Annotated in this window: 11 protein-coding genes and 1 pseudogene; 5 read left to right on the top strand and 7 right to left on the bottom strand. The window is 72.8% G+C overall.

From position 1 onward, the window contains the following. Nucleotides 1-531 precede the first annotated feature (531 nt). Nucleotides 532-738, top strand: a complete 207-nt coding sequence (locus FF36_RS04825; protein WP_173667291.1) for an RNA-binding S4 domain-containing protein — start codon at nt 532-534, stop codon at nt 736-738. Nucleotides 739-764: 26 nt separating this feature from the next. Here FF36_RS04825 and FF36_RS04820 read toward each other — a convergent pair whose 3' ends face one another. The 3 genes from FF36_RS04820 to FF36_RS04810 form a co-directional block, all read right to left on the bottom strand. Beyond that, nucleotides 765-1,289: a lytic transglycosylase domain-containing protein gene (locus tag FF36_RS04820; protein WP_044883749.1), complete on the bottom strand. Its 525-nt coding sequence runs from the start codon at nt 1,287-1,289 to the stop codon at nt 765-767. Between the two features lie 82 nt (nt 1,290-1,371). Then, a complete protein-coding gene (locus FF36_RS04815; protein ID WP_044883748.1) occupies nt 1,372-2,127 on the bottom strand; it encodes a tyrosine-protein phosphatase in 756 nt (251 codons plus the stop codon). 59 nt (nt 2,128-2,186) lie between these two features. After that, nucleotides 2,187-2,915: an acetyltransferase gene (locus tag FF36_RS04810; RefSeq protein WP_044883747.1), complete on the bottom strand. Its 729-nt coding sequence runs from the start codon at nt 2,913-2,915 to the stop codon at nt 2,187-2,189. A 155-nt stretch (nt 2,916-3,070) separates the two neighbouring features. Between FF36_RS04810 and FF36_RS04805 the strand changes: the two genes are divergently transcribed. Beyond that, entirely contained in the window at nt 3,071-4,054 is a 984-nt protein-coding gene (locus FF36_RS04805) for an NAD-dependent epimerase/dehydratase family protein (RefSeq protein ID WP_044883746.1), read from the top strand. Between the two features lie 19 nt (nt 4,055-4,073). Here the strand turns inward: FF36_RS04805 and FF36_RS04800 are convergent, their stop codons facing one another. Beyond that, nucleotides 4,074-6,050, bottom strand: a complete 1,977-nt coding sequence (locus FF36_RS04800; protein WP_044883745.1) for a nucleoside-diphosphate sugar epimerase/dehydratase — start codon at nt 6,048-6,050, stop codon at nt 4,074-4,076. 115 nt (nt 6,051-6,165) lie between these two features. On the opposite strand from FF36_RS04800, the gene FF36_RS04795 reads away from it, so the two are divergent. The 3 genes from FF36_RS04795 to FF36_RS31395 all read left to right on the top strand — a co-directional run bounded on the left by FF36_RS04795 (nt 6,166) and on the right by FF36_RS31395 (nt 11,857). Further along, on the top strand, nt 6,166-8,142 hold the full coding sequence (locus tag FF36_RS04795; protein WP_044883744.1) for a tyrosine-protein kinase domain-containing protein: 1,977 nt from the start codon (nt 6,166-6,168) through the stop codon (nt 8,140-8,142). Nucleotides 8,143-8,435: 293 nt separating this feature from the next. Next, a complete protein-coding gene (locus tag FF36_RS04790; RefSeq protein ID WP_236705943.1) occupies nt 8,436-10,337 on the top strand; it encodes a DUF4012 domain-containing protein in 1,902 nt (633 codons plus the stop codon). Between the two features lie 98 nt (nt 10,338-10,435). Next, the gene (locus FF36_RS31395) at nt 10,436-11,857 is read left to right on the top strand and encodes a collagen-like domain-containing protein (RefSeq protein ID WP_052680956.1); all 1,422 of its coding nucleotides are present in this window, start codon (nt 10,436-10,438) and stop codon (nt 11,855-11,857) included. An 87-nt stretch (nt 11,858-11,944) separates the two neighbouring features. On the opposite strand, the gene FF36_RS04780 is transcribed toward FF36_RS31395, so the two are convergent. The 3 genes and pseudogenes from FF36_RS04780 to FF36_RS37120 all read right to left on the bottom strand — a co-directional run. Further along, nucleotides 11,945-13,234 (bottom strand): NAD(P)/FAD-dependent oxidoreductase, encoded by a 1,290-nt coding sequence (locus FF36_RS04780; protein ID WP_255354297.1) that lies wholly within the window; start codon nt 13,232-13,234, stop codon nt 11,945-11,947. Between the two features lie 224 nt (nt 13,235-13,458). Continuing rightward, nucleotides 13,459-14,205 carry a succinate dehydrogenase/fumarate reductase iron-sulfur subunit gene (locus FF36_RS04775; RefSeq protein ID WP_044883743.1) on the bottom strand — a complete coding sequence of 249 codons (747 nt, stop codon included), beginning with the start codon at nt 14,203-14,205 and terminating at the stop codon, nt 13,459-13,461. A 121-nt stretch (nt 14,206-14,326) separates the two neighbouring features. Further along, nucleotides 14,327-15,236: pseudogene (locus tag FF36_RS37120) on the bottom strand (FAD-binding protein); the annotation flags it as partial. Nucleotides 15,237-15,253: the final 17 nt, after the last annotated feature.

The raw sequence follows: 15,253 nt of genomic DNA, 5'->3' as shown, positions 1-15,253 counted from the left end.
GGGCGCGTGGTTCGCCTGATGGGGCGCGTGAATCGTCCGAGTCGAGCAGGCTGTCCGGCGAGTCACCTGGGCCGTCCGGTGGACGGAGTGGGTCGGCCGGCGCGGCGGGTGAGCCGTGGAGTGGGGCTTCTCGACCGTCCGGCGCGGCAGGCGGGGGCGCGGCGCGCGGTGCCGGCGGGCCGCTGCCGGGCGTTTTCGCTGGTCGCGGGGATCCGCTGCCGCGCCTGCCCGTCCCGTCCGACGGGTCCGAGGGGATACCTGCCACGTCCGCCAGCATGCCTCAGCCCTCCGCCCGGGATGTGGATTGTCGTTCCCGAACGGTGGTCCGGACGGGCCGGTGACGCGGGTGAGCGGGTGTGTTCACGGTCGCGCCGGCCACGCCCGATGGTGCCTGTGCGGGGCGTCGGCCGCGAGCAGCCCGCTGTGCGGCGTGTCCGGCCCAAGGCCGGCGGACCGGGCGGGCTCGACGGGGTGGGTGCACCGGGGGATGCCCCGCGCGCCCGGCCACGGGTACCGGCGATGCTTGAGGGCATGCGTGAGGTGAGCATCCAGGGTGACGCGATCCGGCTGGGCCAGTTCCTCAAGCTCGCCGACGTCGTCGGCGTCGGGTCGGAGGTGAAGGGGCTGCTGGCGGGCGGCCTGGTGCGGGTCAACGGAGAGGTGGAGAGTCGCCGCGGGCGTCAGCTCGTCCCCGGCGACGAGGTCGTGGTGCCGGGGGAGCGGCTGCGGGTGGGCTGAGGAGACCGACGGCGCGGGCGGTCTGGTCAGAGCTGGTCGGAGTAGGTGTCCGCCCAGTCCCGGACCTTCGTCACGTACGCCTGGGTCTCGCCGATGTCGGGGATGCCGCCCGCGAGACGCACGGCGTCCGGCCCGGCGTTGTAGGCGGCGAGGATCAGCGAGACGCGGTCCCCCGGCAGGTGAGCGACCTGTTCGGCGAGCCGCGATTCGTAGTACGCGGCGGACAGGATGGCGTCGCGGGGGTCCAGCGGATCCGCCACACCGTCCTCGTTGCCGTCGAGCCCGAAGGCCGCCCAGGTGGTGGGCAGGAACTGCATGATGCCGCGGGCACCGGCATGCGACACCGCCCGCGCGTCGAACTTGCTTTCGACGCGTGCCTGCGCGGCGAGCTGGGCGGGGGTCAGGATGCCGTACGCGGTGGCGGCCGAGCGGAACACCGGGATCAGGTCGTCCGGCACGCGGTGGGTCCGCCGCAGGATGCCGCAGCTCGCCACCAGCGTGACCGCGAGCAGAACGGCCAGGACCGCTCGCAGGGACACCCGGTGGTACATGTGCGCATCTTCCCCCGGCGGCGGTGGGGTCGGTGGGGTCCGGTCAGTCATGGCAGTCCGGACGGTCCGCTGCCGGCGTGGACTAGGCGACCAGGCTCTGACGCAGCGCGGTCAGGTCCGACTCGGCGAGACCCGCCTTCAGGGCCCAGGCGGCCGGGCCGCCCCAGCCGGCGTCGACGCCGGCGAGGAAGCCCCGCATGACCTCCGGGCGGCAGGAGAGCTGGTCGGGCGTGAGCGGGGCGGTCGGCCGGTTGTAGGAGGGACGCTTCGCCAGGCGCGCGTTGACCAGGTGGATCCGCTCGTTGGTCTGCGCGTAGTCGGCGACGATCGCGTCCCGGTCGACCCCGGCGATGCTCAGCAGCAGGGCCGCGAGGACGCCGGTGCGGTCCTTGCCGGCCGCGCAGTGGAACAACGCGGGGCCCGTGGTGGGCTGGGCCAGCACCCGCAGCGCCTGTGCCACGGCGGGGCCGGCCAGCCGCAGGTAGTCCAGGTAGTGCTCGATGCGGTCGACCGAGTCGAGGTCCCGGACGATCGCGGGGTACCGCGGATCGTCCGGCATCACCCACTCGCCGGGCAGGAACGACAGGTTGTGATAGTCGATGGGATGTGCGGCGAGGGGCCCCCGGCCCTCCCGCGCCGCCTCTTCCCTGGCCCGTAGATCGATGATCGTCCGCAGACCGAAGGTCTCCCGCAGCAGCAGGACATCGGCCTCGGTCAGCGTCTGCACCGAATCGGAGCGCAGGAACACGCCGTGCCGGGTGGCCGCTCCGTCGACGGTGGGCAGCCCACCGAGATCGCGTACGTTGTCGCAGCCCGCGAGGTTGAACCAACGCTCCACAAGGCGATCCTAGGGCCATGGGTGGCACCCGCCGGGCCGAAACAGGCGAATCGGTGCCCTCAGCCCGATGTCGGGGCGTCGCGTTGGCCGGGCGGGCGGCCGGTGCGGTCGCCGGGCGGCCGCGGTCGGTCGGGGGCGGCGTCGATCGGCCGGGCGGGCACGCCCGCGACGACCTGGGCGGCGCGGATGTCGTCGGTGACGACGGAACCGGCGCCGACGACGGCGCGGTCGCCGACGTTGCGGCGGGCGACGATGTTGGCCTGGGCGCCGATCCACGCCTGGGCGCCGACGGCCACCCCGCCGGAGATCCGCGCTCCTGGCGCGACCGTCACGTAGTCGCCGAGGCGGCAGTCGTGGGCCACGCTGGCGCCGACGTTGACCACCACGTGCCGACCGGTGCGGACGTTCGTGGTGATGCTGGCCAGCGCGCAGACCACGGTGCCGGGCCCGAGGCGGACGTCGCCGCCGAGGCTGGCGCGGGGGTGGACGAGAGTCGCGGGGCGCCGGCCGTGGACGCTGGCGTACCGGTCGACGCGGAGGCGGGCGGCGGCGTCACCGAAGCCGATCAGGTAGTCGGCGTCGAGGCGGCCGAGCAGGTCCAGCCCGCCGAGCAGGGGCGCGCCGCGGCGGGCGACGGGGTCGGGGTCCGCCGACCCGTCGTCGAGGAAGCCGAGGAAGGTGTAGCGGGTCCGGCCGTCGGCCATGTTGACCGCCTCGACCACGTCGAGCAACTCCCGGCCGTGGCCGCCGGCGCCCACGATGACCAGCGAGCGCGGGTGGTCGGGCACGCGGTGACCCTAGACCGGCGTCACTATGAGTTCAACGTGACACTCAAGGTAGCCGTGTGGGCGGTGTTCTCGGCCGCCTCCGCGCGGGGTGGTCGGCGGATCGGGTCGACTCAACTACTATCAGCATCCTTCTGAATTCGAAGGGTGATGAATCGGTGAAGGTAGTCGTGACGGGCGGTGCCGGTTTCATCGGTGCCCACCTGACCAGAGCGCTGCTCGCCACCGGGGCCGAGGTGGTGGTGATCGACGATCTCAGTACCGGGGCGGTGTCGAACCTCGCGGGCCTGCCCGTGAAGCTGGTGATCGGCAGCGTCACCGACCGTTCCCTGGTCGAGGAGGCGTGCACGGGAGCGGGGAGCATCGTGCACCTGGCCGCGCGGCCGTCGGTGGAACGTTCACTGCTGGACCCCATGGCCACCCACACGGTCAACGCGACGGGCACCCTGACGGTGCTCGGCGTCGCCCAGCGCGCCGAAACCCACGTCGTCCTCACGTCGTCGTCGTCCGTCTACGGCGGGGCGGGGCCGCTGCCCCGCGCGGAGGACGCCCCCACCCTGCCGCGTAGCCCCTACGCGGCCTCGAAGCTCGCCGCGGAGGGGTACGCGCTGGCCTATCAGGCCGGGTTCGGCCTGCCCGTGCTGGCCGTCCGGCTGTTCAACGTGTTCGGCCCGTACCAGTCGGTGGGGCACGCCTACGCCGCCGTCGTCCCTTCCTTCATCGACGCCGCGCTCGCGGGACGGTCGCTGACGGTCCACGGCGACGGCCGCCAGACCCGGGACTTCACCTACGTGGCGGGCATCGCCGACATGCTGTGCGACGCGGCGGTGCGCCGGGTGAGCCACCCGCGGCCGGTCAACATCGCCTTCGGCACCCGCACGGATCTGCTCACCGTCATCAGCGAGCTGGAGCGCATCGTCGGGCGCCGGCTGAGCGTGCACCACGACGCCCCTCGCACCGGCGACATCCGCGACTCCCAGGCGGACGCGGCGACGATGCGGACGCTGTTCCCCGATGCGACCGGACTGGACCTCGCCGCCGCGCTGGAGGCGACGGTCGCCTGGTACGCCGACCGGACCGGCACCACACCGGGCGCCGGTCCCGGCGCGGTGCCCGGTGCACCGGCATCCGAGCGATTCTGACCCATCGCCGCCCGCCGGGTCACGGCGTGACGGGCCGGGTGGCGTCGGAGCGGTCCGCGGTCGGCTGGCGGGGAATCAGGCCGGCCGCCGGGGCGGGCGGGGCGGCCGGGGTCTCGACAGCCGCGGTGGCGGGGACGAGGACCTCCTCGCGGGCCAGGGCGGCGAGCTCGGCCAGCACCTGCGCCGGCGGGGCCCAGGGGTCGAGGGCGAGCGCCCGGGTCGGGTCCAGCGCGGGCACATCGACATGCGAGATCAGGGGATGGTGCGGGCGCTGGTCGGTCTCGCCGTCGCCGAACAGCTCCTCGTGCAGCTTCTCCCCGCGGCCCAGGCCGGTGTAGACGATCTCGATCGGCTGCCTCTCGCGAGCCGCGAGCCGCGCGGCGACGTCCGCGATCCGCACCGGGTCGCCCATGTCGAGGACGAGGGCCTCACCGGGGGCGCCGAGCGCGCCGGCCTGCAGCACGAGCTGAACGGCCTCGGGGATGGTCATGAAGTACCGGGTGACGTCGGGATGGGTGACCGTGATCGGGCCACCGGCGGCGAGCTGGCCGGCGAAGACGGTGAGCACGGAGCCGTTGCTGCCCAGCACGTTGCCGAACCGCACGCTGACCAGCGTTCCGTCGGCCTCCCGGGCCAGGTGGGCGGTGAGCCGTTCGGTGATCCGCTTCGAGTAGCCCAGCGCGCTGACCGGGTTGGCGGCCTTGTCCGTCGAGATGTTCACCAACCGCTCGACGCCGCAGGCCACGGCCGTCCGCAGGATCGCCAGCGTGCCCCAGACGTTGGTCTTCACCGACTCCCCGGGGAAGCGTTCGAGCAGGGGGAGGTGTTTGAGGGCGGCGGCGTGGAAGACGACCTGCGGTCGGCGCTCCATGAACAGCGTGGTGACGAGGTCGAGGTCGCGGATGTCGCCGAGCACGATCGCGTCGTCGTCGAGCATCGCGCGGCCGGTGATCGACAGTTGCACCGCCCGCAGCGCGGACTCGTCCCGGTCCAGCATGATCAGTTCGGCCGGACCATACCCGGCGATCTGTCGGCACAGCTCCGAGCCGATCGACCCGCCCGCGCCGGTCACCAGCACCCGGCGCCCCACCAGGTAGCTCCCGGCGGCGGCCATGTCGGTGCGGACCTGGCGGCGGCCGAGCAGGTCGGCGAGGTCCAGGTCGCGGATGTCGCCGACTCCGACCCGTCCGTCGATCAGATCGGCGACCTTGGGCAGGACCTTCACGATGAGACCGACGCTCTCGGCGATTCTGCTGATGTCCCGGAGCAGTCCGGCGTCCGCGCTCGGGATGGCCACCAGCAGGGTCCTCGCTCCGGTGGCTGCCGCAACCGGGCCGATCGACTCCCGTCCGCCGAGCACCCGGACCCCGAACAGGCGCAGGTTGTGCAGGTTCGGGTCGTCGTCCAGCAGGGCGACGGGGTAGTAGGGGCTGTCCTGGGTGCGCAGCATCGCCGCGAGGACCCCTTCGGCTCCGTCGCCGGCGCCGAAGATCAGCACCGGCTCGGCGCTGTCCCGGTTCGGCCGGCGTAGCTGCTCCTCCACCAGCCGCCACAGGTAGCGCACGCCGAACATCACGACCAGGGTCACCGCACCGCCCAGCAGCGGCACGCTCAGCGGCATCGGGCGCGGCGAGCTGAACACGGCGATGACGACGAGCACGCCGACGTTCGTCAGCAGCACCGCCACGAGCAGCCCGAGGACCTCCTCGAAGCCGCCGAAGCGGTAACGCCCCAGATAGAGGTGCAGCGCCGTGCCCAGGAAATGGAGCAGGCAGACCGCCAGGGCGCAGATCACCCAGAAGTCGAGGTCGGCCAGGGCGTCGTGGGCGAAGTCGAACCTTCCGAGCTGGGCCGACGTGAGGCCGAGGACCATCGCCGCGCTGTCCAGGGCGATCTGCAGTCCGACCCGTTGGCGGAGGTTGAGCCTCAGGACGCGCCGCGCGAGGTGCGCTGTCCGCCGCCGGTCGACCGTGCCGTCTACTCTACGTCTCCACATGAGGTCATAGGGTAAGCGTGACTGAGAGTAAAATAATCGCTACTCATCGAGTATGTTGAGGCGATCCTCGATGACGTGAGTGGTCGGTACATACATCCCGGAGGGTGGTCGACGAGTGGAACTGCGCGACTATGTCCGCGTCCTTCGCCGCAGCTGGATGCTCATGGTGGCCTGCGTGGTGCTCGGCGGCCTGCTTGCCGCCGCCTCGACCTGGCGGGCGACGAAGGAGTACGCCGCGTCCGTGACCATGGTCGTCTCCTCGCCCGACAATGCCGAGGGCGCCGCCTCGGCCTACCAGGGCGGGCTGCTCTCCCAGCAGCGGGTGAAGTCCTACGCGAACCTCGTGGCCAGCGAGCGGGTGGCGGCCTCGGTCATCGACCGGCTCCACCTGAAGTCGACCCCGGAGGCACTGCGGGGGCAGATCTCCGCGCAGGCGGTCCCGGACACCGTGCTGCTGCGCGCCACCGTTCGCGACCGGGTGCCGAGAAGGGCCCAGTCGATCGCCGACGCGGTCGGCGAGTCGTTCTCCGTCGCCGTCGCCCAGATCGAGGCTCCCGCGGGCAACGAATCGCCGTCGGTTCGGGTGAGCGTCTGGGAACGCGCCAAGCTGCCGGTCTCCCCGGTCTCCCCGCAACCGACCCGCAACATGGCTCTCGGTCTGCTGCTCGGGCTGATTGCCGGCGTGGCGGTGGCGCTCGTCCGCTTCCGCCTGGACACCAGCATTTCCGGGGTGGAGGACGCGCGGGAGTCGACGGACCTGCCCAACCTGGCCGTGATCGCCTTCGACACCGACGCGGTCCGCCGGCCGCTCATCACCAACGCCCGGCTGCACTCCGCCCGCGCGGAGGCATTCCGTCAGCTTCGCACCAACCTTCAGTTCGTCGACGTGGATGCCGGCCCCCGGTCGATCCTCGTCAGCAGCTCCGTGGCGGGAGAGGGCAAGACCATCACGATCTGCAACCTGGCCATCAGCCTGGCCCAGGGCGGTGCCCGGGTCTGCCTGATCGAGGGCGACCTGCGCCGCCCGTCGTTCGGGGACTATCTCGGCGTCGAGTCCGCGGCGGGCCTGACCTCCGTCCTTATTGGCGCCGCCGACCTCGACGACGTGCTGCAGCCGTGGGGCGAGGGCCGCGTGGGGGAGGGTCGGGTCGAGGTGCTCGCCTCCGGACCGGTTCCCCCGAACCCCAGCGAGCTGCTGGGCTCCAAGGGCATGGCCGATCTCGTCGCGCTCCTGCAGGCCCGGTTCGACATCGTACTGATCGACGCCCCGCCTCTGCTCCCCGTGACCGACGCGGCGGTGCTCGCGACCCGGGCCGAGGGGGTACTGCTGGTGGTGCGGGTCGGCCGGACCCGTCGCGAGCAGCTTCGCCGCGCCGCCGAGGCGCTGCGCGCGGTGGACGCCCGGATGGTCGGCACGGTACTGAACATGGTCCCGACGAAGGGGCGGGACGCCGCCTACTACTACGGCCAGTACGGCAACTACGCGCCGCGAGGCCGGCACGCCCGCTCGTCGACGCTACGGGCGGCCAGCATCCCCGCGCCGGACGCTGGCGTCGGGCCCGCCCGACCGCTCGGCGCGCCCGCGTCGACCGGCGCGTCGTCGTCGGGATCGTTCCCGTCAGGAATGTCGTCGTCGGGCTCGTCGTCGTCGGCCGCCGCGGCCGGCCGTTCCGGTGGCACCCGAGCCGCGGCCGGGGACAGCGGGCGTGGGGCCATCTCCGTACCGGCCGCGCGGGAACCGATCGATGCGGATCCGGCCGCCTCGGCGGAATCCGGCGAGCCGGGAGACCTGGCCGGCGCCGGGCTGCGCAGCGGCTCCGCTGTTCCGGGGCACGCCCGTACCCGCCGGGGTGAGACTCGGCCGGGCGACGCCGGCAGGTCGGCGACGAAGCCGCCCGCGGATCGCCACACGCCCGGAGGCCGGCCCGACGGCTCGGCCGGGACCGACAGCTCACCCGGAACCGGCAGCTCGCGGAGTGCCGGCAGCTCGCGGAGTGCTGGCAGCTCGCATGGTCTCGGCGGCCCGGGTGGTACCGGCTCCGCCGCGGCGACGGGCGGACGCGACTCCACCCGACCGCCGTCCAACCGGTGACGGCTGGGAATTCGGGGGCTGAGGGATCCGGGAACAGCGGTGCAGGCGGCCGCCCGGACGCAGGACAGGCCATTCCGCGCCAGCTCGGCGTGGAGTCCGCCCCGGACGGCGTGCCGAGCCGGGCCGGGGCGCGTTCGGCGTCCTCGGCCGGCAGGCCGGCCGACCGGGGTGCGGTGGCTCCTGCGCCCGGGACTGTCACCGCTGCCCCCGGTGAGATCGGTGCCGCCGGTCAGCCAGGTGGGTCTGAGGCGATCGTTGCGTCCGAGTCGATCGGCGCGGCGGATGCGAGTGGTGTGGCAGATCCGGCCGGGGAACAGACCGTGGCCGGGGAACAGACCGTGGCCGGCGCGAGCGGCGGGCAGCCCGCGGGCGGAACAGCGTCGTCCCGCCGACGCGGCGGACGGGCCCGCTGGCTGATCGGGGGCCTCGCTGTCGCGTTTGCCCTGATCGCGGGCCTCTCCGGCTGGGTGGCCGTCCGCGGTCTGATGGCGCACTCGCAGCTCGACGAGGCCCGTACGCGCATCGCGACGTTGCAGCGGCAGGTGCTGGCCGGGGACATCCCGGCCGACGATGAGCTCCGGGCACAGGTGGCGGGGATCGCCGAGCGGGCCCGGGCTGCCCGGTCACTCACCGGCGACCCGGTGTGGTCGGCCTTCGGACGGCTGCCGTGGGCAGGCTGCCCGCTGCGCTCGGCGGCGGCGCTCGTGCGGGCCGTCGACACGATGGCCGGCGCCGGGCTGCCGTCCGTCGCGGACCTCGGCGGTGACCTCAATCCGGACCGGCTGCGCCACCAGATGACGATCAACGTTTCCGCGTTGGCGGCGGCCCGCGTCCCGGCCGAGCGGGCCGCGGCGGCGCTGTCGGCGCTGTCGGCGGCCGCCGAGAGAACCGAGACCTGCGGCTGGCCGGGTCGGGTCAGCGGCGTCGAGGACGCCCGCGCCGAGGTGATCGACCGCGGGCGAACCCTGTCCGGGGCGTTGGACAGCGTGGCGCTGGCGGCCCGCATCGGGCCGGACATGCTCGGAGCCTCCGAGCGGAGGCGCTACCTGCTGATCGTCCAGAACCCCGCCGAGTCCCGGGCGACCGGCGGGATCATCGGCGGCTTCGGCCTGCTGACCGCGGATCGGGGGCGCCTGTCCCTCGACGGCATCTCCGGCAACGGCTCGCTACCTGGCGGTCCCACCCAGCAGACCCCGGCCACCGTGCTACCGGGCCCGTTCGCGGCGCGCTACGCGTCGTTCTGGCCGGACCGGGTGTGGGCCAACGCCAACCTGACGCCCGACTACCCCACGGTCGGCAAGCTCTACTCCCATCTCTACCGGACCGGGACTGGCATCGACGTGGACGGCACCATCAGCGTCGACCCGACCACGCTGTCCTATCTGCTGGCGGCCAGCCGGCCTGCGGTGCTGCCCGACGGCCAGGTCGTCACCTCGGCAAACCTGGTCGACCTCGTCGAGTCCAAGGTGTACGCCCGCATCCCGACGGTGCCTGCCCGAGACCGTTTCTTCGCTCAGGTGGGTCAGGCCGTCTATGCGGCGGTGGAATCGGGCAGCGGGGACACGACGAAGCTGCTCACCGCCATGTCCAAGGCGGCCAAGGAGGGGCGACTCAATCTGTCAAGCAACCACTCCGATGAGCAGGACGTTCTTTCGACGACCGCGCTGGGTGGCGCGCTGCCGACGGGATCCGGCCCCTATCTCGCCGTCGTTACGCAGAACGCCACGGCAAGCAAGCTCGACTACTGGCTTCGCCGCCGGACCAGCTATCGGGTGCAGCGGCTGCCGAACGGAGCCGGCGCGGTGACGATCGCCGTCCAACTGACCAACATGGCCCCCGACGGCCTGCCGGAGTACGTCCGCAAGCGCGAGGATGTCCGGAACTTCGGCGGCAACCCGCAGGCCCAGAACAACCTCTGGCTGTCGGTGTACACGGGTCGGGGCAGCCTGTTCGCCGGTGCTCATCTCGACGGCCAGCCGCTCGGGCTGACCAGCGGTTCCGAGGACGGTCTGCCCATCGTCTCCACCTACCTGACCGTCGATCGTGGCCAGACCAGGACCCTGGAACTCAAGGTGCTCGAGCCGCAGGCGGGCCCCGCGCTCGCGGTCCGTCCCCAGCCGCTGCCGGTTCCCGAGCGCCTCGACGTCGAGGGGGTGCCGGTCACCTCCCCTTGGTCACGCAGAGTCAAGAACTGACTATGGAGAGTTGTAGACACGGAGAGTAATCATCGCTACTCTCTGTGTATTCAATCATCCAACTGCTTGACCTGATGATCCGCAGGGAGAGTGCCTGTATGAAGTTCCGATCCCTCGGAGTTGCGCTGGTGGCAGGCGGCGGCATGGCGCTCGCCGCCCTGCCGGTTTCTCCAGCTGCGGCGCTCGACACGCCCATCTTCGGCCCCGACGGCCCGGGCGACCCGGGCGGCCCCGACGGTCCGGGCGGCCCTGACACCGGCTATTCGCCGGTGGGCGACGCGGGCACCGTGTGTGCCGGTCCGACCGGGGCGGGCACCCTCGACGATTCCGTTGTCACTGTCGGTGAGACCGTGACATTCAGTGGTTGCGGATTCCTCCCGGGCACCGAGGTCGAGATCGCGCTCGACGGGGAGTACCTGTACCACGCCCAGGTAACGGGCGGCACGGGTGAGTTCAGCGCGCCGGTCAACCTCCCCAGAACCGGCCAGCACACCATCACCGCGGTCGGCGAGGGCATCATCGCTTCACCGCCGGACTCGGTTACGGACTCGCCCTCGGTCGCGGACTCGCCCTCGGTCGCGGACTCGCCCTCGGTTACGGACTCGCCGGACGTGCCCGGCGGCCCGGAGTCGCTCGACGATCAGAGCATCCCGGCTGACCCGGGTCTGGTTGCCGGGCCGGGCGGCCCCGAGCAGCCGGGCCTGCCCGGCGGTCCGGGGGGACCAGGTGGCCCCCCCGGCTACGAGCCGGGCAAGGACAGGTCGATCCTGCCCCCGATCAACACCGGGCTGGCGGTTCCGCTCACGCCCGCGAAGCAGGCGTTGCAGACCCGCGTCGTCAGCGCCTCCGTGCTGGTGATCGGGTTCGGCGAAGACGGCATCGAGGGCCTGCCGTTCAACCCGGGCTGGATCGGCAACTGGATCAACGACTTCGTGTTCGACCACAACGGCAGGCATCGGAACGACCGCGACGACTGCTTCGGCGACAAGGACGGCCGGGACAACAAGGACGGCTTCGGCAAGGACGGCCGCGACGGTAAGGACGGGTTCGGCAACAACGGGTTTGGTAAGGACGGGTTCGGCAACAAGGACATCCGCAACGACAAGGAGCTGCGGGCCGACGAGCTGGGCGGCTCGGACTTCCGTGACGGCAAGGACGGCCGTGACGGCACGATCGGCAAGGACGGCTCGGACTTCCGTGACGGCAAGGACGACTGGTTCGGGGACAAGGACGACAAGGACCGCGACAAGCGTGACGGCGGCCCGTGCTTCGTCGGCGTCGGCGTCGGCGCCGGGGTCGGCGTGGTCGGCGCGGGCGTCGGCGCGGGCGCGGGTCTCGGCGCGGGCGCGGGTGTCGGCGCCGGTGCCGCGGCGCCCGCCGGCGGTGCGCTGCCCTTCACCGGAGTCGAGACCGGGGCAATGGCCTCGATCGCGGTGGCCCTGCTCGGCGGCGGTGCGCTGCTGCGGGTCGCCGCTCGGCGTCGCCGGGGTGCCGGCGCCACCACGCGTACCGAGGCCTGATCGAGCCCGGTAACGCGAGTCGGGTGCGGCCGGGACGGGTGTGTCAACCCATCCCGGCCGCACTCACGCGTGCGGTGGGGTTCCGGCTCAGCGCAGCGGGTCGAAGGGGGCCAGGTCGGCCGCGGGCGTGCCGACGACGATGGCGTCGGCGAGCAGCCGGCCGGTGACCGGGCCCAGGGTGATGCCCCACATGCCGTGGCCCCCGGCGACGAACACCCGTGGCGACGCGGTCGGGCCGATCAGCGGCAGGCCGTCCGGCGTGCAGGGACGCGGCCCGACCCATTCGTGGGTGCGGGTGTCGAGGTCGACCCCGCGCAGCAGGCCACGGGTGGCCTCGACCACCGCGCGGGTGCGGCGCGGATCCGGCGGTGCGTCCGGACGGCGAAACTCCATCATCCCGGCGACCCGCAGGCCGTCGCCGATGGGCGTGCAGGCCACCCGGGAGGCCGGGAAGTAGATCGGCCCGCTGGGCGGCCGCTCGGTCGTGACGTGGAAGCTGTAGCCGCGGCCGGCCTGCACGGGCAGGCGGACCCCGAAGGGTCGGGCCAGCCGGGGCAGCCAGGCGCCGGTGGCGAGGACGGCGGCGTCGAACAGGCCCGCCGCGGGGAGCGGGCCGAGCACCTCGACCCGGTCGCCGACCTCACGCACGCCCGCGACGGCCGTCGTCTCGTGAACCGCACCGCCCCGGGCCCGCACGCTTTCGGTGAGGGCCGCGACGAACCGTCCCGGGTCGCAGAACCGCTGCCCGTGCACGGAGGCGACGTAACGGACCTGCTCGGACAGCAGCGGCTCGAGGTCGCGGGCGGCGAGGGGATCGAGCACCTCGGCGTCGACCGGCTGGCCGGCGGCGCGCACCTCGGCGAGCTCGACGAGCAGCGCGTCGAGGTCGGCGCGGTCCTGGTAACCGGCGAGGAAGGGCGCGGCGGCCCGGGTCGGCGCGGTCACGCCGCCCGCCGCGAGCTCGTCGAACGCGCCGAGGGCCGCCCGGGTCAGCGGCGCGAGTGCCCGCATGGCGCGCCGCCAGCGACCGGTCGTGCTGTGCCGGACGAATCCGGCAACGAAGCGGGCGAGCCCGGCGTCGGCGACCGGCGGCACGTACACCGGCGAATCCGGCCGCAGCAGCACCCGTAGCCCGTAGCGCAGCACCGCCGGCTCCGGCAGCGGGGTGGCGAGGCCGGGGGTGAGCCAGCCCGCGTTGCCCCACGACGAGCCGGCGCCGGCCCAGGTCGGCCCGGTGGTGAGCCGATCCCGGTCGAAGACCGTCACCCGCACCCCGCGTTCCTGCAGGAACCAGGCCACGCACAGCCCGACCATCCCGCCGCCGACCACCGCCACTTGATCGGGAACGTCCCGCGCCCGCCTGTCCACCGTCACGATTGTCCGCCGGCGGCCGCGGGAGCGCCGCGGTTCCGCCCCGTCCGCGAGCTTTGCCACGATTGCCATGATTCTCGGGCGCCGCCACGTGGCGGCGCCCCGCCGACGGGAGTGCTGTCGACGGGGCGCGGGCCGGCCTTCTCTGTGCCCTCCGGTTCCTTGCCCTTCCAGCGGGTTCTGTGTCTGTTTCGTCCCTGTGGAAAGGCAAGGAAGTCGGGCGGGGCGGGCTACTTGCGGCCGAGGGAGGCGCGCAGGTACTCGCGGTTGAGGGTCGCGATGCTGTCCAGCGGGATGCCCTTCGGGCAGGCGTTGGTGCACTCGCCGGTGTTCGTGCAGCCGCCGAAGCCCTCGGCGTCCATCGCCTCGACCAGGTTGAGCACGCGGCTCGCCCGCTCCGGTGCCCCCTGCGGCAGGCTGTTGAGGTGCGTCACCTTCGCCGAGGTGAACAGCATCGCCGAGCCGTTCGGGCAGGCCGCGACGCAGGCCCCGCAGCCGATGCAGGTGGCGTTGTCGAACGCCGTGTCCGCGATCGGCTTCGGCACCGGTGTGGAGTGCGCCTCCGGGGCGCTGCCCGTCGGCGCGCTGATGTACCCGCCGGCCTGGATGATCCGGTCGAGGCCCGACCGATCCACCATCAGGTCCTTGAGCACGCCGAACGCGACCGAGCGCCAGGGCTCGATGTCGATCACGTCGCCATCGGAGAACGAGCGCACATGGAGCTGGCAGGTGGTGGTCAGGGCGCGCGGCCCGTGCGCCTGGCCGTTGATGACCACGCCGCAGGAGCCGCAGATGCCCTCGCGACAGTCGTGGTCGAAGGTGACCGGGTCCTCGCCCTCCAGGGTGAGCCGCTCGTTGAGCACGTCGAGCAGCTCGAGGAAGGACATGTCCGGGTTCGCGTCGGGCACCTCGTAGGCCACCATGCGGCCGGGTTCGGCCGGGCCGGCCTGGCGCCAGATCCGCAGGGTGAGCTTCACGGTCGGCTCCTTGCGCTGTCTGCGCTGTCGTGGTTTTCCGGGAGCGCGCGGGTCATGGGTTGCGCGTCGATCACTGGTGTCTCGTGGTTCATGGCTTGGTTCACGGCTACCCGACCCCGTCTCACGCGTAGTTGCGCTGGGCGAGGTGGACGTAGTCGAACTCGAGCGGCTCCCGGTGCAGGATCGGGGTGCCGCCGGTGCCGCCGAACTCCCAGGCGGCGGCGTAGGCGAACCGGTCGTCGTCGCGGCGGGCCTCCCCGTCCGGGGTCTGGCTCTCGACCCGGAAGTGACCGCCGCAGGACTCCTCGCGGTGCAGCGCGTCGACGCACAGCAGCTCGCCGAGCTCGAGGAAGTCCGACACCCGGTTGGCCCGCTCCAGGCTCTGGTTCAGGCTGGCGCCGCTGCCGGGCACCTTCACCGAACGCCAGAACTCCTCACGCAGCTCGGGCAGGCGGCCCAGCGCCTTGCGCAGGCCGTCCTCGCTGCGCGCCATCCCGCACTCGTCCCAGAGGATCTCGCCGAGCTCGCGGTGGAACGAGTCGACGGTGCGCTCGCCGTCGATCGACAGCAGCCGGTCCAGCCGGCCCGTCGCCTCGGCTACCGTCGCGGCCACCTCCGGGTGGCTGGCGTCGACCTTGTCGAACTTGTTCGACGCGATGTAGTTGCCGAGCATCGGCGGCAGCACGAAGTAGCCGTCGGCCAGGCCCTGCATCAGCGCGCTCGCGCCGAGCCGGTTGGCGCCGTGGTCGGAGAAGTTCGCCTCACCGATGACGAAGCAGCCCGGGATGGTGCTCTGCAGGTCGTAGTCCACCCACAGGCCACCCATCGTGTAGTGGATGGCGGGGTAGATCCGCATCGGGACCTTGTACGGGTCCTCGCCGGTGATCCGGTCGTACATCTCGAACAGGTTGCCGTACTTCTCGCGGACGGCGGCCTCGCCCATCCGCTTGATCGCGTCGGCGAAGTCGAGGTAGACGCCCAGGCCGCCGGGGCCGACCCCGCGGCCCAGGTCGCACTGGTTCTTCGCCGCGNGTGAGGCGATGTCGCG

It is taken from the genome of Frankia torreyi (assembly GCF_000948395.1).
GTDB lineage: Bacteria > Actinomycetota > Actinomycetes > Frankiales > Frankiaceae > Frankia > Frankia torreyi.
This window is presented reverse-complemented; position numbering and strand designations above follow the sequence as displayed.